This window comes from Allobosea sp. 10L417 (assembly GCF_056395485.1).
The window spans coordinates 691,314-717,661 of sequence record NZ_JBFTJP010000001.1; the positions used below are offsets into that span (position 1 = coordinate 691,314).

Annotated in this window: 28 protein-coding genes; 15 read left to right on the top strand and 13 right to left on the bottom strand. The window is 66.5% G+C overall.

From position 1 onward, the window contains the following. Positions 1-38: 38 nt before the first annotated feature. Positions 39-1,700, bottom strand: a complete 1,662-nt coding sequence (locus AC1DE3_RS03530) for a methyl-accepting chemotaxis protein (RefSeq protein WP_476778901.1) — start codon at positions 1,698-1,700, stop codon at positions 39-41. Positions 1,701-1,896: 196 nt separating this feature from the next. Between AC1DE3_RS03530 and AC1DE3_RS03535 the strand changes: the two genes are divergently transcribed. Together AC1DE3_RS03535 and AC1DE3_RS03540 are read left to right on the top strand one after the other, a co-directional pair. After that, positions 1,897-2,886 carry an alpha/beta hydrolase gene (locus AC1DE3_RS03535; protein WP_476852079.1) on the top strand — a complete coding sequence of 330 codons (990 nt, stop codon included), beginning with the start codon at positions 1,897-1,899 and terminating at the stop codon, positions 2,884-2,886. Positions 2,887-2,905: 19 nt separating this feature from the next. After that, entirely contained in the window at positions 2,906-3,760 is an 855-nt protein-coding gene (locus AC1DE3_RS03540) for an alpha/beta fold hydrolase (protein WP_476778900.1), read from the top strand. Positions 3,761-3,777: 17 nt separating this feature from the next. Here the strand turns inward: AC1DE3_RS03540 and AC1DE3_RS03545 are convergent, their stop codons facing one another. Further along, the gene (locus AC1DE3_RS03545; RefSeq protein WP_476778899.1) at positions 3,778-4,362 is read right to left on the bottom strand and encodes a GNAT family N-acetyltransferase; all 585 of its coding nucleotides are present in this window, start codon (positions 4,360-4,362) and stop codon (positions 3,778-3,780) included. Between the two features lie 90 nt (positions 4,363-4,452). Here AC1DE3_RS03545 and AC1DE3_RS03550 point away from each other — a divergent pair, with 90 nt between their 5' ends. Continuing rightward, a complete protein-coding gene (locus tag AC1DE3_RS03550; protein WP_476778898.1) occupies positions 4,453-5,070 on the top strand; it encodes a LysE family translocator in 618 nt (205 codons plus the stop codon). An 18-nt stretch (positions 5,071-5,088) separates the two neighbouring features. On the opposite strand, the gene AC1DE3_RS03555 is transcribed toward AC1DE3_RS03550, so the two are convergent. Next, positions 5,089-5,784: an SDR family oxidoreductase gene (locus AC1DE3_RS03555; RefSeq protein ID WP_441512033.1), complete on the bottom strand. Its 696-nt coding sequence runs from the start codon at positions 5,782-5,784 to the stop codon at positions 5,089-5,091. Between the two features lie 95 nt (positions 5,785-5,879). On the opposite strand from AC1DE3_RS03555, the gene AC1DE3_RS03560 reads away from it, so the two are divergent. Further along, entirely contained in the window at positions 5,880-6,674 is a 795-nt protein-coding gene (locus AC1DE3_RS03560) for a class I SAM-dependent methyltransferase (protein WP_476778897.1), read from the top strand. 29 nt (positions 6,675-6,703) lie between these two features. Here AC1DE3_RS03560 and AC1DE3_RS03565 read toward each other — a convergent pair whose 3' ends face one another. After that, complete coding sequence (locus AC1DE3_RS03565) at positions 6,704-10,303, bottom strand: hydantoinase B/oxoprolinase family protein (RefSeq protein ID WP_476778896.1); 3,600 nt, start codon at positions 10,301-10,303, stop codon at positions 6,704-6,706. A gap of 223 nt (positions 10,304-10,526) precedes the next feature. Between AC1DE3_RS03565 and AC1DE3_RS03570 the strand changes: the two genes are divergently transcribed. The 4 genes from AC1DE3_RS03570 (at position 10,527) to AC1DE3_RS03585 (ending at position 14,107) form a co-directional block, all read left to right on the top strand. After that, positions 10,527-11,075: a TRAP transporter small permease gene (locus tag AC1DE3_RS03570; protein ID WP_441512030.1), complete on the top strand. Its 549-nt coding sequence runs from the start codon at positions 10,527-10,529 to the stop codon at positions 11,073-11,075. A 3-nt stretch (positions 11,076-11,078) separates the two neighbouring features. After that, positions 11,079-12,386: a TRAP transporter large permease gene (locus AC1DE3_RS03575; RefSeq protein ID WP_476778895.1), complete on the top strand. Its 1,308-nt coding sequence runs from the start codon at positions 11,079-11,081 to the stop codon at positions 12,384-12,386. Between the two features lie 40 nt (positions 12,387-12,426). After that, on the top strand, positions 12,427-13,416 hold the full coding sequence (locus AC1DE3_RS03580; RefSeq protein WP_476778894.1) for a TRAP transporter substrate-binding protein: 990 nt from the start codon (positions 12,427-12,429) through the stop codon (positions 13,414-13,416). A 166-nt stretch (positions 13,417-13,582) separates the two neighbouring features. Then, the gene (locus AC1DE3_RS03585; protein ID WP_441512027.1) at positions 13,583-14,107 is read left to right on the top strand and encodes a winged helix DNA-binding protein; all 525 of its coding nucleotides are present in this window, start codon (positions 13,583-13,585) and stop codon (positions 14,105-14,107) included. Here the strand turns inward: AC1DE3_RS03585 and AC1DE3_RS03590 are convergent, their stop codons facing one another. Together AC1DE3_RS03590 and AC1DE3_RS03595 are read right to left on the bottom strand one after the other, a co-directional pair. After that, positions 14,108-14,665 (bottom strand): SRPBCC family protein, encoded by a 558-nt coding sequence (locus AC1DE3_RS03590; RefSeq protein WP_476778893.1) that lies wholly within the window; start codon positions 14,663-14,665, stop codon positions 14,108-14,110. Next, positions 14,662-14,985: an ArsR/SmtB family transcription factor gene (locus tag AC1DE3_RS03595; RefSeq protein WP_476778892.1), complete on the bottom strand. Its 324-nt coding sequence runs from the start codon at positions 14,983-14,985 to the stop codon at positions 14,662-14,664. Before AC1DE3_RS03595 ends, AC1DE3_RS03590 begins: the two co-directional genes overlap by 4 nt. A gap of 137 nt (positions 14,986-15,122) precedes the next feature. Between AC1DE3_RS03595 and AC1DE3_RS03600 the strand changes: the two genes are divergently transcribed. Next, complete coding sequence (locus AC1DE3_RS03600) at positions 15,123-16,025, top strand: DMT family transporter (protein ID WP_476778891.1); 903 nt, start codon at positions 15,123-15,125, stop codon at positions 16,023-16,025. Positions 16,026-16,094: 69 nt separating this feature from the next. Here the strand turns inward: AC1DE3_RS03600 and AC1DE3_RS03605 are convergent, their stop codons facing one another. Beyond that, a complete protein-coding gene (locus tag AC1DE3_RS03605; RefSeq protein ID WP_476778890.1) occupies positions 16,095-16,730 on the bottom strand; it encodes a pyridoxamine 5'-phosphate oxidase family protein in 636 nt (211 codons plus the stop codon). A 152-nt stretch (positions 16,731-16,882) separates the two neighbouring features. Here AC1DE3_RS03605 and AC1DE3_RS03610 point away from each other — a divergent pair, with 152 nt between their 5' ends. The 4 genes from AC1DE3_RS03610 (at position 16,883) to AC1DE3_RS03625 (ending at position 19,635) form a co-directional block, all read left to right on the top strand. Beyond that, positions 16,883-17,407 carry a hypothetical protein gene (locus tag AC1DE3_RS03610; RefSeq protein ID WP_441512023.1) on the top strand — a complete coding sequence of 175 codons (525 nt, stop codon included), beginning with the start codon at positions 16,883-16,885 and terminating at the stop codon, positions 17,405-17,407. Positions 17,408-17,425: 18 nt separating this feature from the next. Then, positions 17,426-18,088 carry a ribonuclease T2 family protein gene (locus AC1DE3_RS03615; protein ID WP_476779343.1) on the top strand — a complete coding sequence of 221 codons (663 nt, stop codon included), beginning with the start codon at positions 17,426-17,428 and terminating at the stop codon, positions 18,086-18,088. Positions 18,089-18,152: 64 nt separating this feature from the next. Continuing rightward, positions 18,153-19,004: a 23S rRNA (adenine(2030)-N(6))-methyltransferase RlmJ gene (locus AC1DE3_RS03620; protein WP_476778889.1), complete on the top strand. Its 852-nt coding sequence runs from the start codon at positions 18,153-18,155 to the stop codon at positions 19,002-19,004. 28 nt (positions 19,005-19,032) lie between these two features. After that, the gene (locus AC1DE3_RS03625; RefSeq protein WP_476778888.1) at positions 19,033-19,635 is read left to right on the top strand and encodes a glutathione S-transferase; all 603 of its coding nucleotides are present in this window, start codon (positions 19,033-19,035) and stop codon (positions 19,633-19,635) included. 172 nt (positions 19,636-19,807) lie between these two features. Here AC1DE3_RS03625 and AC1DE3_RS03630 read toward each other — a convergent pair whose 3' ends face one another. Continuing rightward, positions 19,808-20,461 (bottom strand): outer membrane protein, encoded by a 654-nt coding sequence (locus AC1DE3_RS03630; RefSeq protein WP_476778887.1) that lies wholly within the window; start codon positions 20,459-20,461, stop codon positions 19,808-19,810. A gap of 383 nt (positions 20,462-20,844) precedes the next feature. Between AC1DE3_RS03630 and AC1DE3_RS03635 the strand changes: the two genes are divergently transcribed. Together AC1DE3_RS03635 and AC1DE3_RS03640 are read left to right on the top strand one after the other, a co-directional pair. Then, positions 20,845-21,660, top strand: coding sequence for a glycosyltransferase family 2 protein (locus AC1DE3_RS03635; protein ID WP_441512019.1), 816 nt, complete (start codon positions 20,845-20,847; stop codon positions 21,658-21,660). Beyond that, complete coding sequence (locus AC1DE3_RS03640) at positions 21,653-22,399, top strand: SDR family oxidoreductase (RefSeq protein ID WP_476852080.1); 747 nt, start codon at positions 21,653-21,655, stop codon at positions 22,397-22,399. The genes AC1DE3_RS03635 and AC1DE3_RS03640 overlap by 8 nt, the downstream gene beginning before the upstream one ends. A gap of 3 nt (positions 22,400-22,402) precedes the next feature. On the opposite strand, the gene AC1DE3_RS03645 is transcribed toward AC1DE3_RS03640, so the two are convergent. From AC1DE3_RS03645 to lgt, 5 genes are all read right to left on the bottom strand, one after another. Beyond that, a complete protein-coding gene (locus AC1DE3_RS03645) occupies positions 22,403-23,032 on the bottom strand; it encodes a DsbA family protein (protein WP_476778885.1) in 630 nt (209 codons plus the stop codon). A gap of 124 nt (positions 23,033-23,156) precedes the next feature. After that, a complete protein-coding gene (locus AC1DE3_RS03650) occupies positions 23,157-23,441 on the bottom strand; it encodes a hypothetical protein (RefSeq protein ID WP_441512016.1) in 285 nt (94 codons plus the stop codon). Positions 23,442-23,582: 141 nt separating this feature from the next. Then, positions 23,583-24,347: a peptidoglycan editing factor PgeF gene (pgeF, locus tag AC1DE3_RS03655; protein ID WP_476778884.1), complete on the bottom strand. Its 765-nt coding sequence runs from the start codon at positions 24,345-24,347 to the stop codon at positions 23,583-23,585. 44 nt (positions 24,348-24,391) lie between these two features. Beyond that, positions 24,392-25,483: a class I SAM-dependent methyltransferase gene (locus tag AC1DE3_RS03660; protein ID WP_476778883.1), complete on the bottom strand. Its 1,092-nt coding sequence runs from the start codon at positions 25,481-25,483 to the stop codon at positions 24,392-24,394. Then, entirely contained in the window at positions 25,480-26,334 is an 855-nt protein-coding gene (gene lgt / locus AC1DE3_RS03665) for a prolipoprotein diacylglyceryl transferase (protein WP_476778882.1), read from the bottom strand. Before lgt ends, AC1DE3_RS03660 begins: the two co-directional genes overlap by 4 nt. Positions 26,335-26,348: the final 14 nt, after the last annotated feature.

Sequence of the window (26,348 nt, forward strand, 5' to 3'; positions counted from 1 at the left end):
CGCGCGCCAAAGGCAAGCGCGACGATGCGGGAACCGCTTCAGGCCGCGCGCAGGCGCCGGACGAAGGCGCCAGCCTCCGCCTGCAGCGCATTGATCCGGCGGTCGAGCTCGCCGGCGCTGTGCGCGCCCATATCGGCCTGCCCGACGGTCTGCAGATTGGCCGCGGCGATCTCGGACATCGCAATGGCGGCTGTCGCAGTCACGTCGGAGATCCGCCCGACCGTCTCGCCGAGCGAGCCGAGAAGCTCGACATGCGATCCCACCATCGTCGCGATCTCGGTGCCGGTCTGTTCGACCGCCGCGACGCTCGCTCCAATGGTCGAGACGGCTTGCGCCGCGTGGGACAGCGCTTCGTCGGCTTGCGCGATGCGATGGACAATCCGCGCGGCAGCCTCCGACGCCTGGTTCGCCAGCGTCTTCACCTCGGCGGCGACGACGGCGAAGCCGCGGCCATGCGACCCCGCCCGCGCGGCCTCGATCGTGGCGTTGAGGGCGAGCAGATTGGTCTGACGCGCGACCGCCTCGATAATGCCGACGACATCGCGGATCTGCGCCGCGTTCTCCGTCAGCCGCGAGACCAGCGCATGCGTTCCGACGGCTTCACGGGTCGCGGCCGTCGCCATCTCCGAGACGCGCCTGACCTCGGCATTGATCTGCCCGATGACGTGCTCCATCCGCAGCGCAGCCTCGGTGGAACGAATCGCCTCGACGCCGGCTCCATCGACCGAGGCGGCAGCCGTCTCCGTGCTCTTCGAGACCTGATGGACGCGCACAGCCGAGTCCTGCAGCGCCATGCGCAGCACTTCGCTCTCCCGCCCGATCTCGCCGAGCAGCATGCCGAGCCGCATCTCGAAATCATCGGCGATCCGGGCAAGCTCCGCGCTGCGCATCTGCGCATGGCGTCGGGCGTCGCCGGCTTCCGCCTCTTGCGTGACCAGCGTTGCCCGCACCTCGCTGAACTGGCGCACCACGCGGGCGAGCTGGCCGATCTCGTCGGCCCTCTCGCGATAAGGCACCTCGATGACGCGGTCCGACGCCGCGGCCTCACCGATCGCGGCCATCAGCCGCCGCAGAGGGCGCGTCAGATGGCTGCGCAGCAGCAGGAGCGTGGCAAGCCCACCGCCGAGCGGCAGCAGGCAGGCAAACAGAATGGTCCAGAGGCGGACATCGCCAGCGCGCTCCCCAGCCTGGGCCGTCGCCGCGCTCGCCCGGCGCGCAAGCTGGTCGCGCAACGTCGATGTCGTCGTGATGATCTGGTCGACATTAACGCGTGCGTCCTCCGCCCCCGCTTCCAGGAGCGCCGCCTTCGCCGAAACCCGGTGGCCGATGTCGACGATGCCGCGCTGGAAGGCGATGAAGGTGCGGATCCGCGCATCCAGCGTCGGATTGGCTTCGCGCAAGGTGGCGGGCAAGGCGGACATCAGATGCGCGCGGGCCGCATCGACCAGTTCGATGGCGCCGTCGAGCCGCTCGAGCATGGCTTGGACCTGCTGCGTCGACATCTCGGGATCGACGCTGCTCAGCAGCGCCGTGGCAGCGACGCGGCTGGAGAGCAGGGAAGCGCTGCTGGCAAGGCCGATATCGGTGAAGGCCGCAGCATCGATACGCCGGGCCTCGTCGAAACCGCGCAAGGCGCTGACCAGGCCGAGCGCCCCGGCAAGGCTCAGCAACGCGAAGAACGCCATGATCTTCGCCGTCAATCCCAATCGCCTCATGGCCGTCACCACCTCGTAGCCAGGCTCCTTTCGCAGATGCGAACGAACGCAAGGTTAATGCGGATCGGCATACCGGAACAAAATCAATATTTTAGCCGATTACATAAAGCCGCCGGCCGCTCCGCTCCGAGCCGGTCCTCCCGCCATTGCTCGCAGCGAAGAGGCAGCCTAGCTTCGCCGCATGAGACCTCGCGCCACCCGGATTCTCCTGCTCTGTCTTGGCCTTGTGCTGACAGCCTATGCAGCCTTCGTCCTGTCGCCCTGGCCCTCGGCCCTGCTGACACGGCTTGCCTTCGGTTACGGCGCCTCGAAGACCGATGCCTCCCTCGCCAAACATGTTCCGACCGATATTCGCGAGTTGCTCGACATCCGCTATGGCGCAGCGGAGGAGGCGCGCCTCGACGTCTATCTTCCCCAAGGCGAGGCCAAACCGGGGCGGCCGACCATCGTCTGGATCCATGGCGGCGCCTTCGTCGCCGGCGACCGCAAGGATGTCGCGCCCTATCTCAAGGTTCTGGCCGGGCGCGGATTTTCTGCCGTCGCGGTAGGCTATACCCGCGCACCGACCGCCCGCTATCCCGAGCCTGTTCGACAGGTGAACGAGGCGCTCGGCTTCCTGCAGCGCGAAGGCCAGAGCCTCGGCATCGATCCCACCCGGATCGTGCTCGCAGGCGACTCGGCCGGCGCCCATATCGCCGCCCAACTCGCCGCCGCGCTGACCGGCGGGGACTATGCCGAATTGCTCGGCCTGAAACCGGCCGTCGACCCGGCAGCGTTGCGGGGCACCATCCTGTTCTGCGGCGCCTTCGACCCGACCGCATTCGAGCTGACCGGCCCCTTCGGCGGCTTCATCCGTTCCGTGCTCCTGGCCTATTTCGGCACGTCGAACCCATTCGACAGCGAACGCATCACCGAGGCGGCGGTGCCCCGCTATGTGACGGAAGCCTTTCCGCGCAGCTTCATCTCGGTCGGCAATGGCGACCCGCTGGCGCCGCAATCGGTGGTGATGGCGCAGGCGCTACGCGACCGTGGCGTCAAGGTCGAGACGCTGTTCTTCCCGCCGGAGACCGAGCCGAAGTTGCCGCACGAGTATCAGTTCGATCTCGACCGCCCTGAAGGAAGGCAGGCTCTGGACCGGCTGACGGCTTTCCTGAACGACCTGAAGAATTGAACTCCCGGATACGACAATCATGCACGTCACAGTGAACGGGGTTCGCCTCTACGTCGATATCGAAGGAGCCGGGCTGGTCCCCGACGGGCCGCGGATGCGCGAGAAGCCGACACTCGTCCTGCTCCATGGCGGGCCGGGGTTCGACCACAGCATGTACAAGCCTGCCTTCTCGGCTTTGAGCGATATCGCCCAGATCGTCTATTACGATCACCGCGGCTGCGGGCGTAGCGAGAACGGTCCGACAGACAGCTGGACGCTCGACCAATGGGGTGACGATGTCAGGGCCCTTTGCGACACGCTCGGGATCGAGAAGCCCATCGTGCTGGGAACGTCCTTCGGCGGCTTCGTCGCGCAAGCCTATGCGAAGCGCCATCCCGGCCATGCCGCGAAGCTGATCCTGGTCAGCACGGCCGCAAAGTTCGATTTTCAGCAGGTCTATGAGGCCTTCGAACGCATCGGAGGCGCCGAAGCGGAAAACGCGGCACGGGGCTATTGGTCGGCCCCCTCCGATGCGACCCGGGCGGTCTACGGGAAGGTCTGCGTCCCGCTCTACGCGCCTCGCAACCAGACGGATGACGGGTCATGGATCGCCCGCGCCATCACGCGCAACGAAACCGGCCTCCACTTCAACGGCCCCCGCAACGAGCACGGCCGTTTCGATTTCAGGGATGCACTTGCGCGCATTTCCTGTCCGGTCCTCGTCATGGCCGGAGACAAGGACCCGATTGCACCGATCGCGTTCAGCGAGCAGATCGCGGCAAGCCTCCCACCTGAACAAGTCCAGTTTCAGCGCTTCGCCGATTGCGGACACGGTATCGTCGCCGATGATCGGGATGGCGCCTTGCAGGCGATCCGTAGCTTCATCCTCGCATAGAGCGAAGCCCGCCCCGCCTAAAGCATCAGCCTGAGCAGCGGCCGCCCCGGCTTCTGGCGGGCGACCTCGACGAAGCCAGCGCGCAGGAGCATGGTTTCCGGCCCGACATAGAGCCCTTCCGCGCTGCGCTTGTCCTGATTCGCCATTGCAGCGGCTTCGATCAATCGCGCGCCGCTCGTCCGCGCGAAATCGATCGCTCCATTGAGCAGAGACCCGGTGACGCCCTTGCCGCGAAAGCCTTTGCGCACGAAGAAGCAGGAAGCCGCCCAGTTCCGCTCGTCGTCCGCCGGCGCATCCGGCAGCGGCGTCGAGGCGCGCCGCGGATTGTTCCATTCGGGGATGTGGGCGCGGGGACCTACCTGCAGCCAGCCGACAGCCTTGCCCTCGGCATAGGCGAGCACGCCGGGCGGCGGCCCCTTCTTCACGCGGTCCTCGAACAATTGCCGCGCGCCCTCGCCTAGCAGGGCCATGCGCAGCCGCTGTGGCATGCGGAAATGGTTGCACCAGCAGCCATAGCAGGGCCCCTGCGGACCGAAGAGATCCTCCAGGTCGTTCCAGCGTTCCGGCGTGAGGGGAACCACGGCAAAGCCGGTCCGATCCATAGAAAACTCCCATTTCGCAACCCGGCGAAGCGGCTGGACACCCGTCCGACATCGGCAGATCACTAGGCGCCACAGCCGGAGGCCCGTGCCATGTCGCTCGAAGTCTATGCCGCCTATCTCCTCGCCTGCATCGTCATCATCATCGTTCCCGGGCCCACGGTCTCGCTGATCGTCGCCAACAGCCTGAAGCACGGTACCCGCGCCGGCCTCCTCAATGTGGCAGGGACGCAGGCTGGCCTCGGGGTCATGGTCGTCATCGCCGGCATCGGGCTGAGTTCGGTCATCGCCGCGCTCGGCCACTGGTTCGAGTGGCTACGGCTGGCCGGCGCCGCCTATCTGATCTGGCTGGGCTGGAAGATGTTCCGCTCGGCCGGCACTGATCTCGATCGCGGCGCCCCGGCCAAGCCGCCGCGCGGCGGCTTCTTCCTGCAGGGCGCGCTCGTAGCTCTCAGCAATCCAAAAACATTGCTGTTCTTCGGCGCCTTCTTCCCGCAATTCCTCGATCCGTCGCGCGACCACGCCACCCAGATTGCGATCATGGGCGCGACGGCGCTGGCCTTCGCCGCGCTCAGCGACGGCACCTATGCGCTGCTATCCGGACGCGCCGGCCATCTGCTCTCGCAGCGGCGCGTCCGGCTTCTGTCCAAGCTCAGCGGCGGCTTTCTGATTGGCGGCGGTCTCTGGCTCGCCTCGACGCGGGCGAACTGAGCCGACGATGCCTCGGCCTCACCAGGCGATCTTCTCGCCTGTGTGGTCGCGGAAGCTGTTGGTCTCGGCCATGCCGGAGGCATCGATGGTTCGGATCAACCCGCGGGCACTCTCGGCCGGCGTGATGTCGGCGCCGCTGCCGCCCATATCGGTCTGAACCCAGCCGGGATGGAACAGCATCACGCTGACATTGCGCTCGCGCACGCTGTTGCCGAACACCACCATCGCCATGTTCACCGCCGACTTCGACGAGCGGTAGATCAGCGCGTTGCCGGGATTGGCGCCGATCGAGCCCATGCGGCTTGAAATCGTCGCGATCTTGCGACCCTGGCCCGCCTCGATGTTCGGCAGGAAGGCCTGCGCGACCCTGACGGGCGCATAGACATTGACTTCGAAGACCTCGCGCCAGGCGTCGAAATCGACGTCGAGCCCGGCCTGCCGGTCGCGCGGGCCGTAGAGGCCGGCATTGTTGAGCAGAACATCGATGGCGCGGCCGGCCAGCGCCTCCTTGGCGGCGGCTACGCTCGCGTCGGAGGTGACGTCGAGCTCGACCAGCGTCAGCGCGCCGGGATGCGCCGCCGCGAGTTCGCCGAGCGCTCCGCCCCAGGGACTGCGCGCGGCGGCGATGACATGGTCGCCACGGCGCAGCAATTCGATCGTGAGCGCAAGCCCGATGCCGCGATTGGCACCGGTGATCATCCAGGTCTGGGGCATGAGCATTCTCCGTGACGAAAACTGGAGGTAGGGCTTGGCGGCGCCTATTTCCAGACGGATAGTCCCACCGCCGAACGTTGGAAAAGGCCGTCGACATGACCGAGCAGCAGATCCGCTTCAACGACGGCGCCGCCTATGAAGAAATGATGGGGAAGTGGAGCCGCCTCGCAGGAGATGTCTTCCTTGACTGGCTCGCCGCTCCCGCAGGCCTCAGTTGGGCCGATATCGGCTGCGGCAACGGCGCCTCGACGCAATTGATCTTCGATCGCTGCGCGCCGGCGGCCCTCAGCGGCATTGATCCATCGCAGGGGCAACTGGACTATGCCCGCAAACGCGCCGTCGCAAGCCTCGCGGAATTCACGCTGGGCGATGCCATGGAACTGCCCTATCCGGACCGGAGCTTCGACGCCGCAATCATGGCGCTGGTGATCTTCTTCGTGCCCGACCCCGCCAAGGGCGTGGCCGAGATGGTGCGCGTCACGCGGCCCGGCGGCCTCGTCGCCGCCTATGCCTGGGACATGCCGGGCGGCGGCTTTCCGCTCGACCCCGTCCTGATCGAACTCAAAGCGCTCGGAATGACGCCGCCACGCCCGCCGAGCGCGGACGTCTCGCGGATCGAGAGCATGGCCGAGCTCTGGACGCAGGCCGGGCTGCGCGATGTCGAGACGCGCGAGATCAGCGTACGCCGCCATTTCGCCGATTTTGATGCGTTCTGGCGCGCAAGCACGCTCGGCGCGACCATCGCCCCCGCCATCGCCGCCTTGCCCTCGCAGGCTGTGGCACAGCTCAAGGACAGGGTCCGCACGCGTATCACCATCGGGGACGATGGCCGCGCCTCCTATGTCGCGCGGGCCAACGCCGTGAAGGGGCGCGTGCCCATGCCGAGCTGAGGCACGGGACGTCTCAAGCTGCCGCGGCTTCAGCCCTTCGCCTTGCCATAGCCGCCCGCCGTCGGGGTGATCACCGTCACCGCCTCGCCGGCCTGGAGCAGGGTCTGGTCTGAAGGCTTCAGCTCCTCGACCACGCCCGAGAGCCTGCGCACCACGGTCTTGCCGAGTTGACCGGGTTCGCCCCCCTTCACCCCGAAGGGCCGGACCTTGCGGTGCGAAGCGAGGATGGCGCAGTCCATCGTCTTGAGGAAGCGGATGGTGCGGCTGGTGCCGTCGCCCGCCGACCATTCGCCCTTGCCGCCGGAGCCGAGGCGGATGTGGAAATCCTCCAACACGACCGGGAAGCGCGTCTCCAGGATTTCCGGATCGGTCAGGCGCGAATTGGTCATGTGGACATGCACGCCCGAGGTGCCGTTGAAGCCGGGACCGGCCGGCGAGCCCGAGCAGATCGTCTCGTAATACTGATATTGGTCGTTGCCGAAGGTGAGGTTGTTCATCGTGCCCTGCGAGGCCGACATCGCCTCCAGCGCGCCGAACAGCGTGTTCGTCACCGCTTGCGACACCTCGACATTGCCTGCGACCACCGCCGCCGGATAACGCGGCGCCAACATCGACCCCTCCGGCACGACGATCCTGATCGGCCTCAAGCAGCCGGCATTCATCGGGATGGCATCGTCGACCATGACGCGGAAGACATAGAGCACGGCGGCGCGCGTCACCGGCGCCGGCGCGTTGAAATTGTCCGGCCGCTGCTCGGAGGTGCCGGTGAAATCGACCGTCGCCTCGCGCTTCTCGCGGTCGATGGTGATCTTCACCTTGATCGCGCAGCCCTGGTCCATCGGATAGGTGAACTCGGCATCATGCAGCTTGGTCAGAAGCCGCGCGACGCTCTCGGCCGCGTTGTCCTGGACATGGCCCATATAGGCCTGCACGACATCCAGCCCGAAGGAGCCAATCATCTTCTGCAGCTCCGCCAGGCCCTTCTCATTGGCGGCGATCTGCGCCTTCAGATCGTTGACGTTCTGCACGACGTTGCGGACCGGATAGCGCGCACCGGTGAGCAGCTTGACCAGCTCCTCCTCGCAGAAGCGGCCCTGGTCGACGATCTTGAAGTTGTCGATATAGACGCCTTCCTCCTCGATGTTGGTCGCCAGCGGCGACATCGAGCCCGGGGCCGTGCCGCCGACATCGGCGTGGTGGCCGCGGCTCGCCACCCAGAACAGGATCTCCTTATCCTCGGCATCGAAGACCGGGGTGCAGACGGTGATGTCGGGCAGGTGCGTGCCGCCATTGTAGGGCGCGTTGAGGCAATAGACGTCGCCCGGCCGGATGACCGGGTTGTTCGCGATCACCGTCTCGACCGAGCGGTCCATCGAGCCGAGATGCACCGGCATGTGCGGCGCGTTGGCGACGAGCGCGCCGGTCTGGTCGAAGACCGCGCAGGAGAAGTCGAGCCGCTCCTTGATGTTCACCGAATAGGCGGTGTTCTGCAGCGTCACGCCCATCTGCTCGGCGATCGACATGAACAGGTTGTTGAAGATCTCGAGCATCACCGGGTCGGCCTTGGTGCCGATCGCCGCCTGCTGGATCAGCGCCTTGGTGCGGACGAGGACGAGATGGTCCTTGGCCGTCAGCTTCGCCGTCCAGCCGTCCTCGACGACGACGGTCTGGTTCGGCTCGATAATGATGGCGGGACCGGCGACGCTCTGGCCGGGCTTCATCGCCTCGCGGCGAACGATCGCCGCATCGTGCCATGCGCCCTTGGCGAAGAAGCGCGTGCGCTCGGCCACGGCCGGCTCGCCGGCCTGCTCGCCGGCCGCTGCTTCCTCGAACTTCGCGCCGCCGCCGACGGCCTCGACCTCGACAGCCTCGACGACCAGCGCCTTGGTCTCGTCCATGAAGCCGAAGCGCGCCTTATGCGCCGCCTGGAAGGCTTCCTGCATCGACGCACGCTGGCCGGCCGGGACCGCGATGGCGGTGTCGGTGCCGGCATAGCGGATATGGGCGCGGACATGGATGACGATGTCGCCTTCCGCCACGCCCTGCCCCGCGACTTCCGAGCGTGTCTCGGCCGCGAGCTTCTCGGCCACGGCGTCGATCGCGGCCTTCGCCCCTCCGTCGACCGGAACATCGAGCGCGGCGGTGCGCGTCGAGCGGATTTCGGCCAGCCCCATGCCATAGGCCGAAAGCAGCCCGGAGAACGGGTGCAGCAGCACGGTTTTGATGCCCAACGCATCCGCGACGAGGCAGGCATGCTGGCCGCCGGCACCGCCGAAGGAATTCAGCGCATAGCGGGTGATGTCGTAGCCGCGCTGCACTGAGATCTTCTTGATCGCCTCGGCCATATTGGCGACGGCGATCTGGATGAAGCCGTCAGCGACCTCCTCGGCCGAGCGGCCATCGCCAACCTCCTCTGCCAGCGCGGCGAACTTCGCCCGCACCACCTCGACATCGAGTGGCTGATCCTGCTGCGGGCCGAAGATCGTCGGGAAGTAGGAGGGGATCAGCTTGCCGACCATGACGTTCGCGTCGGTCACCGCGAGCGGCCCGCCGCGGCGATAGGCGGCTGGCCCCGGATTGGCCCCGGCCGAATCCGGCCCGACACGGAAGCGTGCCCCATCAAAGTGCAGGATCGAGCCGCCGCCGGCCGCCACCGTATGGATCAGCATCATCGGCGCACGCATGCGCACGCCGGCGACCTCCGTCTCGAAGGCGCGCTCGTATTCGCCATCGTAATGGGCAACGTCGGTCGAGGTGCCGCCCATGTCGAAGCCGATGACCTTGTCGAAGCCGGCCGAGCGGCCGGTCTCGGCGAGGCCCACGACGCCGCCCGCCGGACCGGACAGGATCGCATCCTTGCCCTGGAACAGCTCGGCGGCGGTGAGACCGCCCGAGGACATCATGAACATCAATCGCGCGCCGGTGCGGGCGACGTCGAGTTCCTCCGAGACCTGCTGCACGTAGCGGCCGAGGATTGGCGAGAGATAAGCGTCGACCACGGCGGTATCGCCACGCCCGACCAGCTTGATCAGCGGCGAGACTTCGTGGCTGACCGAAACCTGCGGAAAGCCGATCTCACGAGCAATGCGCGCCGCCGCCTGCTCATGCGCCGTATAGCGATAGCCATGCATGAAGACGATGGCGACGGCGCGGAAGCCGGCATTGTACTGCGCCTGCAGCGCCGTGCGGACCGCGGCCTCGTCGATCGCCTGCTCGACCGTGCCGTCGGCGAGCACGCGCTCCTCGACCTCCAGCACGTCGTCATAGAGCTGCTCGGGCTTGACGATCTCCTTGGCGAAGATGTCGGGCCGCGCCTGGTAGCCGATGCGCAGTGCGTCGCGGAACCCCTTGGTGGTGACGAGCAGCGTCCGATCGCCCTTGCGCTCGAGCAGCGCGTTGGTGGCGACGGTCGTGCCCATGCGCACCTCGCCGACGGCCCCGACCGGGATCGGCTCGCCTTTCTTCAGCCCGAGCAGGTCGCGGATGCCCTGCACGGCCGCATCGCGATAGGCGCCGGGGTTCTCCGAAAGCAGCTTCCTGGCATGGAGATTGCCAGCAGGATCGCGCCCGATCACGTCGGTGAAGGTGCCGCCGCGATCGATCCAGAAGTCCCAGTAAGCCGCCGACATAAGACGATCTCCCCTCCGCCAGGCCAGCAATGGATTACGCTGACGTTTTATCGATAAATCGTCGATGAGTTATTGACAAGGCGATTCCGACGGCTACGATCTCGATTGTGACTGGAACATGGCTGAGGGGCCAGGCCGGTACGAAAGCGGAGGATGTGACGATGCGAGCAACCCTGGCAACCGGGCGCGCACGCGCCATCGACCGGCGGGAGCGGCGCACGCCATGATCCGCCGCACGCTCGATGCGCTCTATCTTGCCGCCGGCTACCTCGCAGGGTTCTTTCTCGTCGGCATCTTCGTGCTGATGATGCTGCTGTCGGTCGGCCGCGAGATCAATCTCAACGTCCCCTCCGGCGACGACTTCACCGCCTGGTCCTTGGTCGCGATGGCCTTCCTTGGCCTTGCCCACACCTTCAGGAAGGGCGAGATGATCCGCGTCGGGCTGCTGCTCGAGCGCCTGCATGGCCGCGCGCGACGGATCGCGGAACTGGTCTCCCTGACGATCGCCGGGGCCTTCATCAGCTATTTCACCTGGCAGGCCGGAAAGCTCGCCTATGATTCCTGGCAGTTCTTCGACATGTCCACCGGCGTCGTTTCGGTGCCGCTCTGGATTCCGCAGAGCGGCATGGTCATCGGACTGGCGATCCTGCTGGTCGCGATCGCCGAGGAATGGATCACCGTGGCGCGCGGCGGCAAGCCGACCTACGAGCCCGAGCCGCCGCAGACGACGGAAGAGCTGATCGAGCGCGTCGCGCAAGGCGGGGGCGTCTGAGCCATGACCCTTCCAGTCCTCGCCATCGTCCTGCTCGGTTTCCTCGTCGTCATCCTCGCCAGCGGTGTCTGGATCGCCGTCGGCCTCGGCCTCGTCGGCCTGCTCGCCATGGTCCTCGTCACCGATGTCCCGATCGGACAGGTGCTGGCCACGACCGTCTGGAGCGCCTCGGCCTCCTGGACGCTGGCCGCGCTGCCGCTCTTCATCTGGATGGGCGAAATCCTGTTCCGGACGCGGCTGTCGGCGCAGATGTTCCAGGGCCTCGCCCCGTGGCTGCAATGGCTGCCGGGTCGGCTCGTGCATACCAATATCGTCGGTTGCGGCATATTCGCCGCCGTCTCCGGTTCCTCGGCGGCGACCTGCGCGACGATCGGCAAGATCGCCCTGCCGGAGCTCAAGAAGCGCGGCTATGACGAAGGCATCAGCATCGGCACGCTCGCCGGCTCCGGCACCCTCGGACTGCTGATCCCGCCGTCGATCCCGATGGTCGTCTACGCGGTCACGGCAAATGTCTCCGTGCTGCAGGTCTTCCTCGGCGGCTTCCTGCCCGGCCTGCTCGTGATGGCGCTCTATATGGGCTACGTCATCATCTGGTCCTGGCTGAACCCGAAGAAGGTGCCGCCGCGCGATCCGCCGATGGCGTTCATGGCCAAGGTCCACCAGTCCGCCAAGCTCGCGCCCTGTCTGCTGCTCATCGCGGCCGTCTTCCTCTCACTCGTGCTCGGCTTCGCCACCGCGACCGAGTGCGCCGCCTGGGGTGTGACCGGCGCGCTGTTCCTGGCTTGGTGGAGCGGCACGCTGACCTGGGGAACCTTCGTCGAAAGCGTGATGAGCGCGACGCGCCTGACCTGCATGATCATGCTGATCCTGGCCGGCGCGGCCTTCTGCACGGCGGCGATGGCCTATACCGGCATCCCGGCGGCGCTGGCGGACTGGGTCAAGGGCCAGTCGCTCTCCCCGCATATGCTCGTGCTGGCGCTGACCTGCATGTACATCATCCTGGGTTGCCTGATCGACGGCATCTCGATGATCGTGCTGACGGCGGTGATCGTGCTGCCGATGGTGAAGGAGGCCGGCTTCGATCTCGTCTGGTTCGGCGTCTACCTCGTCATCCATGTCGAGATGGCGCAGATCACCCCGCCGGTCGGCTTCAACCTGTTCGTGCTGCAGAACATGAGCGGCAAGGACACGATGACGATTGCGAAGGCGGCCTTTCCGTTCTTCCTTCTGCTGAACGTCGCCGTCATCATCATCACCACCTTCCCCGACATCGTGCTCTATTTGCCGAACCTGGCCTTCCCGGATCGGTGACCGTCGCAATCACAATCAACCAGAGAGAGGGAATGTCAGCATGATCAACCGCAGAACCTTGACGGCAGCCGCCTTCGCCCTCGGCGTCAGCGCGCTCGCCATGGCCGCCCCGGCCTCGGCGCAGACGAAGTGGAATCTCCCCAACGCCTATCCGACCGACAATCCGCATACGGAAAACCTCGCCCTCTTCGCCAAGGACGTCGAGGCTGCGACATCAGGCAAGCTCCAGATCACGGTCCATGCCAACGCGGTTCTGTTCAAGGCGCCCGAAATCAAGCGCGCCGTCGCCAGCGGCCAGGCCCAGATGGGCGAGGTCCTGATGTCGCTCCATGAGAACGAGGACCCGATCTACGGCATCGACGTGGTGCCCTTCCTGGCGACCAGCTTCGCCGATGCGAAGAAGCTCTATCTCGCCTCGAAGCCGGCCGTCGAGAAGAAGCTCGACGCGCAGGGCATCAAGCTGCTCTTCATGGTTCCCTGGGCGCCGCAGGGCGTCTACGCCAAGAAGGACATCAACACGGTGGAGGACATGAAGGGGCTGAAATGGCGCTCCTACAATGTCGGCACAGCCCGCCTCGGCGAATTGCTCGGCATGCAGTCCGTCACCATCCAGGCGGCGGAACTGCCGCAGGCGCTCGCCACGGGCGTCGTCAACTCCTTCATGTCGTCGGGCGGCACCGGCTACGATTCCAAGGTCTGGGAGTCGCTCGACCGTTTCTATGACGTCCAGGCCTGGATCCCGAAGGATGCGACCTTCGTCAACAAGGCGGCGTTCAACGCCCTCGACAAGCCGACGCAGGACGCCATCCTCAAGGCCGCCGCCGCCGCCGAGGAACGCGGCTGGAAGATGTGGCAGGATAAGGCCGGCTGGTACATCGACCAGCTCAAGGCCAAGGGCATGAAGGTGCAGGCACCGTCGCCGGAACTGGCGGCCGGTTTCAAGAAGGCGGGCGAGACGCTGACCGCCGACTGGTTGAAGAAGGCCGGCAGCGACGGCCAGGCGATCGTCGACTCCTATAAGAAGATGTGAGGCGGGCGCTTCGCCCCCGCGCCAAATCGCGATCACGGTCATCCCGGGCGACCGGAGGAAACCCGGGATCCATGCCGGAGTGATTCAGGCATGGATCCCGGATCGGCGCCGCTCACGCGGCTTGTCCGGGACGACGCAGCGTTTCTATTCAGGACGATCGAGCGCCATGACCTCTTCGCCCCCCGACGACCTCGGCCCGATCGTCTCCTCCGGCCACCTCGCATCGGGAGCATTACCGGCGCTCTCGGAATTCGAGTTCGCCATGAACATGACGGTGCATGCCTTCCAGCGCTGGATGATCCGTTGCATGGCGGCGGCCGGTATCGCTGACCTGTCGCCGCTCGACGTGCTCGTGCTGCACAACGTCAACCACCGCGGCAAACCGAAGCGGCTCGCCGATGTCTGCCTCGTGCTCAATATCGAGGACACCCATCTGGTGAACTATTCGATGAAGAAGCTCGAACGGCTGAAGCTGCTCAAGGGCGGTCGCAAGGGCAAGGAGAAGACCGTCGAGGTTACTCCGGCCGGCGAGGAGGCCTGCCGGCGCTACGCTCAGATCCGCGAGCAGCTCCTGGTCAAATCCGTCCGTGCGACCGGCACGGATCCCGCCCGACTCTCGGAGATCGCCGCCGCGATGCGTTCCCTGTCGGGCCAGTACGACCAGGCTGCGCGGGCGGCGGCGAGCTTGTAGTCAATCCGCCCCGCCAGGTTCCGGCAAGCCGGCATAGCGTGCGGCATATTCGGCTTCGAGCTTCGCATGCCTTGACCAGAACCCGCGGCGCGCGCTGCCGCTGAGCAGATCCTCCAACAGGCCCAGATGCATGTGCCAGCCGCCGGAAACGCTGGTCATCTCCGCCTTGCTGGGGAGCTTGCGGTGCGTCACCACCAGCAGGACCTTGTCGCCCTTGGGAGTCAGCGCGAACTCGACCTCGGACTCCGGCTCGCCGCCGCCACCCCAGGTGAAGGCGATGATCCGCGGCGCCTCGCAGCGCGTGATCGTGCCGGTCGCGCGCACGCCGTTCTCATGCACGCCGCGGTAGGCCTCCGGCGGTGCCTCATCGGTGATTTCGGAGTGCCTGAACAGCAGTTCGGCCTGCCCGCCGGCCCGCAGCTCAAACACCCCTGTCGCCAGCCATTTCCCGCGCTTCTCAGATTCCGCGATATAGGACCAAACGCGCTCGATCGGTCCCGGCAGCAAGCGCTCGAAGCGCACCGCCCCGCTTTCCAGCACGACACCATATTCGCTCATCGCGTTTCTCCCTCGCCCGCCTCGGGCTTTGCGAGTTCCTGCTCCAGCAGATCGAGATGGCGCCCCCAGAAGCGCCGCACCCGGCGCAGCCAGGCGTCGAAGGCATCGAGCCCGGCCGGGTCGAGCCGATAGATCCTCTGCTGGCCACGGACCTCGACCGTCACCAGCCCCGCCTCGCGCAACACCTTGAGATGCTGCGAGATCGCCGGGGGGCTCGCACTGAAGTGCGCCCCGATATCCCCAGCGGGAAGCGCTCGCTCCGCCAGCATCTCGACGATGCTGCGACGGGTCGGGTCGGCAAGGGCGGCGAAGCGGTCCATGCCGGAATGATTCCGCTCTCGCTTAATTAAGTCAATACTTAAATTATGAAGCAGCACCCGCGATGCTGCGGCGCAGGATTGCCAGAACTCCCGGACTCGGCCAGTTGTGGCCCGCTTCAGAGAACCAACGCCCCGCCATGACCGCCCGCAACGCCTCCCTCACCGGCATCGCCATGATGCTCCTCGGCATCCTGCTGTTTTCGCTCAACGACGTGATGGGCAAATGGCTGGTCGCCACCTACACGGTGGGGCAGGTCCTGGTGATGCGCAGCCTGGCCGCGCTCGTCGTCATCATGCCCTTCGTCTTCAAGCAGGGTGTACACCGAACCTTGAAGCCGGAGCGTCCCCGCCTGCAGGCGCTGCGCGTCCTCTTCGGCTCCGGCGAGGTCGCGCTGTTCTATCTCGCCGTCAGCTATCTGCCGCTCGCCGACACCATGACGATCTGGCTCGCCGCACCGGTCTGGGTCGTCATCCTCGCGGCTTTGCTGCTGGGCGAGCGCGTCGATGGCTGGCGCTGGCTTGCCGTGGCGCTGGGCTTCGTCGGCGTCGCTGTCGCCCTCAATCCGAGCGGCGCGAGCCTGTCCATGCCGGCGCTGATCGCCGTGGTCGGCAGCTTCTTCTTTGCTGCGATGATGATCGCCGGCCGGCAGCTGCGCGGCACGCCGGACGTGACGCTGGTGACCTGGCAGACGCTCGGCGCGCTGCTGATGGGCCTCGCGCTGCTGCCCTTCGGCTGGGTTACGCCGAGCCTGAAGGACGCGGCCCTGCTCGGCCTTCTCGGCATCGTCGCCATGACCGCGCATATCTGCGTCACCCGCTCGCTCAAGCTGGCGGAAGCCTCTGTCGTCGTCCCCTATCAGTATACGCTGATCGTCTGGGCACTGGTTTTCGGCTGGTTCATCTTCCACGACTGGCCGACACCGGCCATGCTGTGCGGCGCGGCTCTGATCGTGGCCGCGGGCCTCGCCCTGCTCATCCTCGAGCGCCGGGCGGCCCCCGCGCCGTCACCGATTGAAGCGACGGGAGCCGGTGCTCCCTGACGCCCGCCGACCAAGGACGGCCGGCAGACAACGGCCCCGGGAACCTCGTTCGATCTGTCCGGCGCCCCGTCAGTAGAGGCGCGTGCGATAGCCTTCTTCGAGATTGCGATCGGCCTCGTCGCCATCGACCGCCTTGGTCTGGTCCGCGATGATGCGGCCGAGCGTCGGGAAGCTATGGCGTGGCACCTGCGAAGCCGGGTCCCACAGCTTCGAGCGGATCAGCGCCTTGCCGCAGTGGAAATAGGCCTCCTCGACCTCGACGATCAGGCCGGTGACCGGCGCACGCTCAAGCATGGCCGACGGCGCCAGCAGTTCGGCATCGCGCGTAGCCCGCCCCTTGCCGTTCACGCGCAACGTCTCGGGAATGCCCGGCACCATGAAGACCAGGCCGACGCCGGGCGCGGACATGACATTGCCGAGGGAATCGACCCGGTTGTTGCCGCGCCGATCCGGAATCAGCAGCGTCTTGTCGTCGAGCACGCGCACGAAGCCGGGCCCGTCTCCGCGCGGGCTCGCATCGGCATTGCCCTGCGCATCGCAACTCGCCAGCACGAGAAACGGCGAGAGGGCGATGAAATCGCGGCAGAACCGGTCGAGCCTGCTCAGGACCTTGCCGGTCGCCAGCGGATGGACCGGGCCGATATGATTGCGCAACACATCGGCATCCGCGATGCGCGCGGCCGGATCGTCGAAGCAGTTCGTCATGGCGTCTCCCCTATCACGCACAATCTGTCCGAAGCCGGAGAAGCGCACCAGCATGGCATCCGACGAGATGCCCCGACTGTCTCGCATGACGCGGAGACTGTTACCGCAAAGACCCCAGGGCGCTCCGCAAGAGCAACGAGAAGCATCTTTTCTTGACCCTCGCCCGCGGCATCGCCATCGTGCCGTCTAGCTTTGCCCTCCTGAAGAGGCCTGATTCCATGCGCCGCGCCCTGCTGCGAACCGCCCTCGTCTCTCTCGCCTGCCTGACGGCCTTTGCCGCCGGCGCGACCGGCCGCCGCTACGTTGATCCCGCGGACCGGGCGGAGGCGCGCATCATCCCCTATTCCGGCAACGTCCCCGCCTGCGAGGATCCTGCCGTGCTCGACGAACTGACGAGCTGGTTCAACTCCCGCGAAGCGAAGTTCTGGGGCCCGCTTCGCGCGGTGAACTATGACCGCATCGCGCAGATCGGCTTTCGCCCCTGGGGCGACGACTTCATTCCGCGCCGCTTCTGCACCGGCCGCATCTTGCTCAACGACGGGAACTTCCACCGCGTCGATTATTCCGTCCGCGAGCGTCTCGGCCTCTTCGGGATGACCTGGAACGTCAACTGGTGCGTCAGCGGTCTCGACCGCAACCGGGCCTATGCGCCCGACTGCCAGATGGCGCGCCCCTGACGCGCAGAGCGCGCCATGATGAAGCGCCTCGCGCTCGCAGCCCTGTCGCTGCTTTGGTTCGGCGCCACCGCCTCCGCGCAGGGCTTCGGCTCGCGCGGCGGCACGCCGGGCGAGTTTGATTTCTACGTCCTGGCCCTGTCCTGGTCGCCCGGCTTCTGCGAACTCGATGGTGATCGCACCCGCAACCGTGAGCAGTGCGGCGAGGCCAACGGCCTTCGCTTCGTCGTCCACGGCCTCTGGCCGCAGAACGAGCGTGGCTACCCCAGCGATTGCGGGCCCGCCGGCCGTTCGCCCTCGCGGCTCGCGCTGAGCGAGGCGGATGGCTTGTTTCCGAGCGAAAGCCTTGCCCGCTACGAATGGCGCAAGCACGGCACCTGCAGCGGATCGAGCCCGGGCGATTATTTTCGCGATGTCCGCCGCGCCCGCGACAAGGTGGCTATTCCGCCGGCTCTCGCCAAGGCCGATCGCGACCAGAGCTGGACGGCGATCGATCTCGAACGCGCCTTCGTCGCGGCCAATCCCGGCCTGCGCACCGACATGATGTCCGTCGCGTGCAAGCGGGGCGTGCTGCAGGAAGTCCGAATCTGCTTGAGCAAGGATCTCCGCGAATTTCGCAGTTGCCAGCAGGTCGATCGTTCCGGTTGCCGCGCCCGCGAATTCACCGTCGTCGCACCGCGCTGAAAGCGGCTGTCGCGATGGCCTTTGCCGCTTTCAGGCGCGGGCCGCATGATCTACGAACGCAGCCATGAACTACCGCCACGGCTTCCATGCCGGAAACTTCGCCGATGTGCTCAAGCATGTCGTTCTCACGCGCGTCCTGCTGCATCTCGCCGCCAAGCCGACGCCCTATCGCATCATCGACACCCATGCCGGCAGCGGGCGCTACGACCTCGGCTCCGAGGAAGCGCTGCGGACGCATGAGTGGAAGGATGGCGTGGCGCGGCTCGACCAGTCGCCGCTCGCCCCCGCGGCCGAGGAATTGCTTGCCCCCTACCGTGCCGCGATTGCCGGCATCCGCGCTCTCTACGGAGCCGGCGCCTATCCGGGCTCGCCCTGGTTCTGCCGCAACCTCATGCGGCCCGAGGACCGGCTTATCGCAGCCGAGCTACATCCGCCGACCTATCAGAAGCTTGTCGAGGCGATCGGGCGCGACAGGCGTTGCAAGGCGCTGGCGATCGACGGCTGGACGGCACTCAGGGCCAATGTGCCGCCCAAGGAACGCCGCGGCCTCGTCCTGATCGACCCACCTTTCGAACAGAAGGACGAGTTTGCGACCCTCGCCGCCCAGTTCATCGCGGCCCACCGCAAATGGCCGACCGGCATCTACGCGCTCTGGTATCCGATCAAGGATCTCCGGGCTGTGGAGCGCATGGTGGAAGAGATCGTCGAGAGCGGAATCACCCGGATCCTGCGCCTGGAGATCGCGGTCGATCGGCCCGAAGCGGCAGGCGGCCTCGGTGCGACAGGTCTTTTGATCGTCAACCCGCCATGGCTGCTCGCCAAGGAAGCGGACATCCTGCTGCCGGCCCTGACCGAGCGGCTCGCGCAGGGGCCGCGACCGCGCTATCTCTGCGACGCGATCCGCCCCGACGGCTGATCGCCCGCTCTCCCGAAGGAATTCGCCGATGCTCGTCTTGCGCTCCTCCCCCGCCTCTCCCTTCGGCCGCAAGGTCAAGATGGCGGCCCTCGAACTCGGGCTGATGGACCGCATCGAAATCGTCGCAGCCGACACGACCGATCCGTCGGAGCCGCTGCGTCAGCAGAACCCGCTCGGCAAGATCCCGACGCTGATTCTGGACGACGGCACGACGCTGTTCGATTCGCGGGTCATCCTCGACTATCTCGACCATATCTCCGGCGGCAGGCTCATCCCGGCCGGCCAGGAGCGTTTCCTGCAGCTCCGTCTGCAAGCGCTTGCCGACGGTATCGCCGACGCAGCCCTGCTCCAGGTCTATGAAGGCCGCTTCCGCCCAGAGGAAGGGCGCAACCCGAACTGGCTGTCCCATCAGGAAGGCAAGGTTGCGCGCGGCCTCGCCGCGCTGGAGGCAGCGCCTCCCGCCTTCCCGGATCGCCCGCGTATCGGCGAGATCGCCTTGGCCTGCGCGCTCGGCTATCTGGATCTGCGCTTCGCGGGAAAATGGCGTGCCGCTCATCCGGCGCTCGTCGCCTGGCTCGACGATTTCGCGGCCCGCGTCCCAGCCTTCGAGACCACGCGCTTCAAAGGCTGAACAGCTCGACCGACATCGGCCATCCCGATGCCTTGATCAATCCGGTCCGCCGGCAGTCAAAAGCTGCCGGCGTTTCCATGGCAGAAGCTGGGCGGAGTATCCGCCGGACCGCGACAACAAAAAACCCGGTGGCCGAGGCCACCGGGTTCGTTCTGTCTCCGAGAGGAGAAGATCAGAACTTGTAGCTGAGGCGAGCGCGGACGACCGAGAAATCGGTGCCGACCTTGCCGGTGCCAGCCAGCGTGGTGATGTTCTTGTCGCCGAGGTCGACGTAGAGGTACTCGACGCCAGCGATCAGGTTGTTGGTGAAGGCGTACTCGAGACCACCACCGAGGGCCCAGCCGCCGGTGTGGGTGCGGTCGGACGAGAAGCCGATGCCCGGGATCGAGGTCTTCACGTTGCCATAGGCCCAGCCGCCGGTGATGTAGGGCATGAACCGGTCGAAGGCGACGCCGAGGCGAGCACGGACGGTGCCGAAGTACTCGGTCTTGACGCTGGCGCCGAAGAAGTTGCCACCGGTGCTGAGGTCAGCGCCCTGGATGTCAGCTTCCGCGCCGACCACGAACTGGCCGATCTGGTAGTTGTAGCCGACCTGACCACCGCCGACGAAGCCGTCGAGGTTGCCGATGTTGTTGAAGCCGTTGCTGTTCACGTTGCCCCAGCCGTAGCCGGCGTTGGCACCGATGTAGAAGCCGGTCCAGGTGAAGACGGGAACGTAAACCGGAGCAGCGACCGGGCCCTTGCGGGACGGCAGGTCGGCAGCCGAGGCAGCGCCAGCGGCGACAATGCCGAGCGCGGCGACGCTCGCAAGCAGATACTTCTTCATGATAAACTCCTTAGTCGTCGCAAGCGCCGGACAGGCCGGCAGGTGATTTCGATGAACCCTTTATAAGACAGGGCCACGGCTTTGTCTGTTGCATCGGAAGCACATCTGTCGTGCAGACCGCGGCAGAAATGCGGCACGAATGCGATGACTGCACGCAAATAGGTAAATACAGGTTAACCACGCTCATAGGAATAGGCATGCTAGATCGAATACTAATAACACGCTAGCCCCGCTCGCTGACGGGAACGGGTCCGGGCGACGAACGCAGCCCGCAGTTTAAGGTTCCACAATTTCAACGAGATCTGCCCAGGGCTTCAGGCACTAAACTTGCCGCACCGGACTGGACATGCTTAAGCCGTGGAATCTCAAGAAGTGACGGAACCGTGCCTCCTCTCTCGATTTTCCTCATCGCACTGAATGAAGTGGACCGCATCGGGCGCACCATCGAAGCCGCCCGCGCGCTCAGCGACGACATCGTGCTGGTCGACTCCGGTTCGACCGATGGGACTCAGGCCCTGGCGGAATCGCTCGGCGCCCGCGTGATCTTCAATCCCTGGCCGGGCTACGGCCAGCAGAAGCGCTTCGCGGAAGAACAGTGCCGTCACGATTGGCTCCTCAACGTCGATGCCGACGAAGTGCTGCCACCGGATCTCGTGGCCGAGATTTCCGCGCTTTTTGCCAGCGGCCCACCGCCAGCCGACGCCTACAAGATCCGCATCGCCGAGATCTTCCCTGGCGAGAAGGCGCCGCATCGCTTCGCCTATGCGCTCGCCCCCGTGCGGCTCTATCGCAAGAGCTGGGGCCGCTATTCGCTTTCGCCTGTGCACGACCGCGTCGATCTGCTGCCCGGCACCAAGGTCGGACGGCTGAAGGGTACGATCCACCACTTCTCCGTCCGGTCGCTGGGCGAGCAGATGGAAAAACTCAATGCCTACAGCGATGCCCAGGCGGATGATCTCGACGCCCGCGGCGAGACGCTCTCGGCATTCAGGCTCCTGGCCGAATTTCCCGCCAATTTCGTCAAGGCCTATATCGGCCGCCGCCATGCGCTGCGCGGCGTCTACGGCTTCATGACCGCGATGAATTATGCGTTCTATCGCTATCTGCGCGCTGCCAAGCATTGGGAGCGTCGGTTGCAGCGGCGCTCTTCCGTCAAGGGCGTGGTGACGCCCGGCGACCGGCCCTCCTCGGATGACTGAAGTCGCGCTGGTCACGGGCGGTGCGAGGCGTATCGGCCGCGCGATCGTCACGCGACTGGCGCAAGCCGGCTACGCACTCGCGATCCACCACGGTGACAGTCGCGATGAGGCCGAAGCCCTGGCCGCCGAACTCCGCGGCGCCGGTTCCGCCTGCTGCACCCTCGCCGCCGATCTCGCCGATACGCAGGCCGTGTCTGCCTTGATTCCGGCAGCTGCGGAGGCGCTGGGGCCGGTCACGCTGCTGGTCAACAGCGCCGCGAGCTTCGTCGACGACGATGTCCGCTCGCTCGACGTTGCAGCCTGGGATCGCCAGTTCGCAGTCAATCTGCGCGCGCCCTCGCTGTTGATTGGGGCCTTGGCGACACATCTGCCGGAGCAAGCGGGCGGAGCGGTCGTCAATATCGTCGACCAGCGCGTCTGGAAGCTGACGCCGCAGTATTACTCGTACACGCTGACCAAGGCCGCCCTGCTCACCGCGACGCGAACCCTGGCGCAGGCGCTCGCCCCGCGGATTCGTGTCAACGCGGTCGGCCCCGGCCCAACCTTTCCCAACGCCTATGACGGCCCCGCGCTGATGGAACAGGAGGCGGCAGCGACCTTGCTCGGCCACAAGGTCTCCCCGGGCGAGATCGCCGAGGCCGTTCTCTACCTGGCTCGGGCGCGCTCGGTGACCGGCCAGATGATCGCGGTCGATGCCGGCCAGCATCTCGGCTGGCGCACGCCCGATATCGTCGGCTGATTCTCAGGCTTCGCTGTCGGGCCGATAGGGAGCACGTCCGCTCGCCAGTGCCGAATCGAGCAGTTCGAGCCGATCCTGCCCCCAGAACACCTCGCCATCGAGCACATAGCTCGGTGCCCCGAAGACACCGGCCTCGACGGCCTGACCCAGCGCGGCCTCGTAGCGTTGCCGGATCGGCGGGCTGTCGGCCGCGGCGAGCAAAGCCAACCCGTCGAGCCCCGCTCGGTTCGCGCAAGCCAGAAGCGCTTCAGGGCGGCCCATGTCTTCGTCGCGTGCCCAGACGCCCGCCATCACATCGCTGATGAAGGCAAAAGGATCGCCGCCACCAGCCGGAATCGCGGTCGTCATCCGGTCGGCCAAGGACGGATCGAAGGGAAAATGCTTGGGCTGAAGCACGAGCGGCAGGCCGCGCCGCTCACGCCAGCGCTGAAGATCGACCAACCTGTAGTGTTGCCGCACGGGATGCCGTTTCGGCAGTGGCAGCCCGCCCGTCTCGTCGAACACCGAGCGCAAGGGCATCGGCCGGTAATCGATCGTGCAGCCATGCCGGCGCGCAATGTCGTGGAAGGTCGCGTTGCCCAGATAGGTCCAAGGCGAGTGAAGCGAGAAGTAATAGGTGATCGAGCGGGACAAGGCGGCCTCCGACTTCTTCCGGGCGCAGCATCCCCGCCCGGAGTGTCGCTCGCAAGGTTGCGCCCCTGCAGAAAACGCAGCCCGGCTCCGCGGGAAGCCGGGCTGCCGTATTCGCGGACCGCTGTCAGGCTGCCCTGTTCTTGAGCGCGCCGATGATCGCGGTCAGGACGGCGCCGCCCGCGCCGCCCGCGATCAGGTTCGTCAGGACCCCGCCAACGCTGAGATTGCCACCCTGTGCAGCCGCGCTGATCGCGGGCAGCACGAGCGGGACGAGCTGGCCGAGCACGCCGCCGCCTACCAGCCCGGAAATCGTATTGCCCAATGTCCCGAGATCGAAGCTGGGACTGGTCTTGCCGGCGGCATTCCCCCCGATCGCACCGGCGATCAGGTTCATCAGAATCTGTTCCATCTCGGCCCCCGCATGTGAATGCATCGCCCGAAGAACGTCTGTGAGCCGGGGAAGCGATGCATTCCCACCAGCCTGCAGCGACGATGACTCCGCTTGCGGGCCGCGACAAGCGCTATGACCGTTCCGTCGGCAGTTTCCCGTTCAGTCGAGCACGATCGCCGAAATCAGGCGGCCGTAATCGGGTTCGCCGCGATGGGTGGTGCGCCGATAGCTGAAGAAGTGCTTCTCGTCGCCATAGGTGCACAGGCCCATATCGACGAATCGGCCGATTCCCGCCTCCTGCGCCTTGAGCGTGATGAAAGCCGGGAGGTCGAACAGCGCATGGGCCGGCCGCTCGGACGGCGTGAAGAAGCGCGCATAGGTCCGGTTCTCAGCCTTGAAACGCTCGATGAATTCCGGCCCCACCTCATAGGCCCTTGCGCTGATGGTCGGCCCAAGCACGGCCGTGACACGCTCTCGCCGTGCGCCGAGCTTCTCCATCGCGGTCACGGTCGCGCCGACGATGCCGGTGAACGCCCCCTTCCAGCCGGCATGGGCGGCGCCCACCACCCGCGCCTCGCTGTCCGCGAAGAGGATCGGCCCGCAATCGGCCGTGCTGACGCCGAGCGCGACATGCGATGCGGTCGTCACCATCGCATCGGCCTTCGGCCGCTCCCCCGCCCAGGGCCCGGTGACGACCGCCACATCGGCGGAATGCACCTGGTAGAGGCTGACGAGATGTGCCGGCTCGACCGCGAGGTGCTGCGCCATCCGCATCCGGTTCTCGGCGATGGCGGATGGATCGTCCGAAGAGCCCAGCCCGCCGTTCAAGGAAGCATAGATCCCGGTCGAGACGCCGCCTTCGCGGGTGAAGAAGGCGTGGCGGATGCCGGGCTCTCCGGCGAGTTCGCGGGCGGTGATGAACATGGTTCGAGTCCGGTTTGAGCGAAGGCGCTGGAGGCTCGCTGAAGTCAGCCCTGATCTGGCAGTCGATGAAGGTCAAATCCGGGCAAGGGCGGCAGGTTCCGCTGCGATAGCGCGAGAACCTTGAACAAATCGCCCATGCCGGTCTCGCCGGGTTCGATCAACCGGTCGAAGGCCGCGGAGATCGCCGCGCGCTGGGCGGCATCGGCCTTGAGCGACAACGCCTGCGCCCGCTGCGGAAGTCCCAACGTCAACAGGAAATCGCGCTGGCTGGCGGGGCCGTGCAGTGCCGCCCCCGCCTTGAGCGCGACCTGCCCCATCCGCTCGAAATCGACATGGACGGTGAGGTCGGCCTCCCCCGGCTCCGCCAGCGGATCGACGAATCCATGCCGTTTCATTGCCTGCAGCGTATCGCCGAAGCCGGAGCGCGCCGAGCCATAATCGACGAAGAGCGCCGCGCCGCCCTCCGCCGCGACATGTCCGGCGACCTGTGCGACGATGTCGAGCGCGAGCGTCGGCTGCTCGAAAACCGTTCCGGCTGGAGCGGAGACGTCCAAAGCGTCCTTCATCTCCGCAGCCAGACCGAAAGCCAGATTGCCTGCAGTATCCAGCCCCACGAGCCGCTCGCGCCAGCCTTCGGGCGTCATCACGAACTGGTCGAGCGGCAGCGCGTCGAGAAATTCGTTGGCGACGATGATCGCGGGGCCGGACAGCGCCTGGGCGACCGTGTCATGCCAGACCGGTTCGCTTCCCATCAGCGTCGCCGCCTGACGCTGGCGCAGGGCCGGGCTGGTTTCGACGAGATGGACCGAGGCCGCCTCGTGGAAGCCGGGCACGACCCGCGTCGCGCGCAGCATGTCGGCCATCAACGTGCCGCGCCCCGGGCCGAGCTCGACGAGGCGCAGCCGCGCGGGCGCGCCCATCGCCTGCCAGAGATGGGCGGCCCAGAGCCCGATCAACTCGCCGAACATCTGGCTGATCTCGGGCGCCGTGGTGAAATCCCCCTCCTGTCCGAAGGGGTCGCGCGTCATGTAGTAGCCATGGCGGGGATGGCCGAGCGCCAGCGCCATATAGCGGCCGATGCCGATCGGCCCCTCCTGCCGGATCAGATCGGCGATCTCGGCCTTGAGCGCGCTCACGCACGCACCTCGCCCCGCGCGGCGTTCCGGCTGCGCAGCACGAGCCAGAGCCCGGCAAAGAACACCGGCAGCGACAGCAGCATGCCCATGGTGATGCCGCCGGAGAGCGCATTGACCGAGGTGCCGAACAGGAAGCCGAGCTGTGCGTCGGGCTCGCGGAAGAACTCGCAGACGATACGGGCGAGCGCATAGCCCATGCCGAAGATGCCGGCGACGAGTCCCGGCCGCCTGAAGCCGCCGAAGCGGACGACGAGGTTCACCAGGATGAAAAGCAGCAGGCCTTCGCCGAGCGCCTCATAGAGCTGGCTCGGATGGCGCGGCACCGGCCCGCCATTGGGGAATATCATCGCATAGGGAAAGTCCGGCGCCGGCCGGCCCCAGAGCTCGCCATTGATGAAGTTGGCGATGCGGCCGAGGAAAAGCCCGATCGGCACTACCGCCGCGGCCAGATCGAACACCGACAGCGCCGGGTAGCCGCGCCGCTTCGCGAACAGCCACAGGCCCAGTGTCGCGCCGATCAAACCGCCATGGAAGGACATACCGCCCTGCCAGATCGCGAGGATATCCTGCGGCCGCTCAAGATAGCGCGGCAGATCATAGAACAGCACGAAGCCGACCCGTCCGCCGAGGACCACGCCGAAGGCGACGAAGAGCAGCATATCGTCGAGCTCGACCGGCTGCGGCCGCGCCCGCCCGCCCCAGAGCCCGTCGGAAGCGACGAGGCGGCGCGCATACCACCAGCCGCCGAGGAGGCCGACGACATAGGCCAGCCCATACCATTTGATCGCGAGCGGCCCGATCTGAACCGCGACGGGATCGATCATCGGGAAAGGGATGGCGAAGACGGGCATGACCAATATCCGGC

Bases quoted from the DNA above. Each gene is read 5' to 3' on its own strand.
- AC1DE3_RS03535 (WP_476852079.1), top strand. From the start codon at position 1,897: ATGAGACCTCGCGCCACCCGGATTCTCCTGCTCTGTCTTGGCCTTGTG.
- AC1DE3_RS03540 (WP_476778900.1), top strand. From the start codon at position 2,906: ATGCACGTCACAGTGAACGGGGTTCGCCTCTACGTCGATATCGAAGGA.
- AC1DE3_RS03545 (WP_476778899.1), bottom strand. From the start codon at position 4,362: ATGGATCGGACCGGCTTTGCCGTGGTTCCCCTCACGCCGGAACGCTGG.
- AC1DE3_RS03550 (WP_476778898.1), top strand. From the start codon at position 4,453: ATGTCGCTCGAAGTCTATGCCGCCTATCTCCTCGCCTGCATCGTCATC.
- AC1DE3_RS03555 (WP_441512033.1), bottom strand. From the start codon at position 5,784: ATGCCCCAGACCTGGATGATCACCGGTGCCAATCGCGGCATCGGGCTT.
- AC1DE3_RS03560 (WP_476778897.1), top strand. From the start codon at position 5,880: ATGACCGAGCAGCAGATCCGCTTCAACGACGGCGCCGCCTATGAAGAA.
- AC1DE3_RS03565 (WP_476778896.1), bottom strand. From the start codon at position 10,303: ATGTCGGCGGCTTACTGGGACTTCTGGATCGATCGCGGCGGCACCTTC.
- AC1DE3_RS03570 (WP_441512030.1), top strand. From the start codon at position 10,527: ATGATCCGCCGCACGCTCGATGCGCTCTATCTTGCCGCCGGCTACCTC.
- AC1DE3_RS03575 (WP_476778895.1), top strand. From the start codon at position 11,079: ATGACCCTTCCAGTCCTCGCCATCGTCCTGCTCGGTTTCCTCGTCGTC.
- AC1DE3_RS03580 (WP_476778894.1), top strand. From the start codon at position 12,427: ATGATCAACCGCAGAACCTTGACGGCAGCCGCCTTCGCCCTCGGCGTC.
- AC1DE3_RS03585 (WP_441512027.1), top strand. From the start codon at position 13,583: ATGACCTCTTCGCCCCCCGACGACCTCGGCCCGATCGTCTCCTCCGGC.
- AC1DE3_RS03590 (WP_476778893.1), bottom strand. From the start codon at position 14,665: ATGAGCGAATATGGTGTCGTGCTGGAAAGCGGGGCGGTGCGCTTCGAG.
- AC1DE3_RS03595 (WP_476778892.1), bottom strand. From the start codon at position 14,985: ATGGACCGCTTCGCCGCCCTTGCCGACCCGACCCGTCGCAGCATCGTC.
- AC1DE3_RS03600 (WP_476778891.1), top strand. From the start codon at position 15,123: ATGACCGCCCGCAACGCCTCCCTCACCGGCATCGCCATGATGCTCCTC.
- AC1DE3_RS03605 (WP_476778890.1), bottom strand. From the start codon at position 16,730: ATGACGAACTGCTTCGACGATCCGGCCGCGCGCATCGCGGATGCCGAT.
- AC1DE3_RS03615 (WP_476779343.1), top strand. From the start codon at position 17,426: ATGAAGCGCCTCGCGCTCGCAGCCCTGTCGCTGCTTTGGTTCGGCGCC.
- AC1DE3_RS03620 (WP_476778889.1), top strand. From the start codon at position 18,153: ATGAACTACCGCCACGGCTTCCATGCCGGAAACTTCGCCGATGTGCTC.
- AC1DE3_RS03625 (WP_476778888.1), top strand. From the start codon at position 19,033: ATGCTCGTCTTGCGCTCCTCCCCCGCCTCTCCCTTCGGCCGCAAGGTC.
- AC1DE3_RS03630 (WP_476778887.1), bottom strand. From the start codon at position 20,461: ATGAAGAAGTATCTGCTTGCGAGCGTCGCCGCGCTCGGCATTGTCGCC.
- AC1DE3_RS03640 (WP_476852080.1), top strand. From the start codon at position 21,653: ATGACTGAAGTCGCGCTGGTCACGGGCGGTGCGAGGCGTATCGGCCGC.
- AC1DE3_RS03650 (WP_441512016.1), bottom strand. From the start codon at position 23,441: ATGGAACAGATTCTGATGAACCTGATCGCCGGTGCGATCGGGGGGAAT.
- pgeF (WP_476778884.1), bottom strand. From the start codon at position 24,347: ATGTTCATCACCGCCCGCGAACTCGCCGGAGAGCCCGGCATCCGCCAC.
- lgt (WP_476778882.1), bottom strand. From the start codon at position 26,334: ATGCCCGTCTTCGCCATCCCTTTCCCGATGATCGATCCCGTCGCGGTT.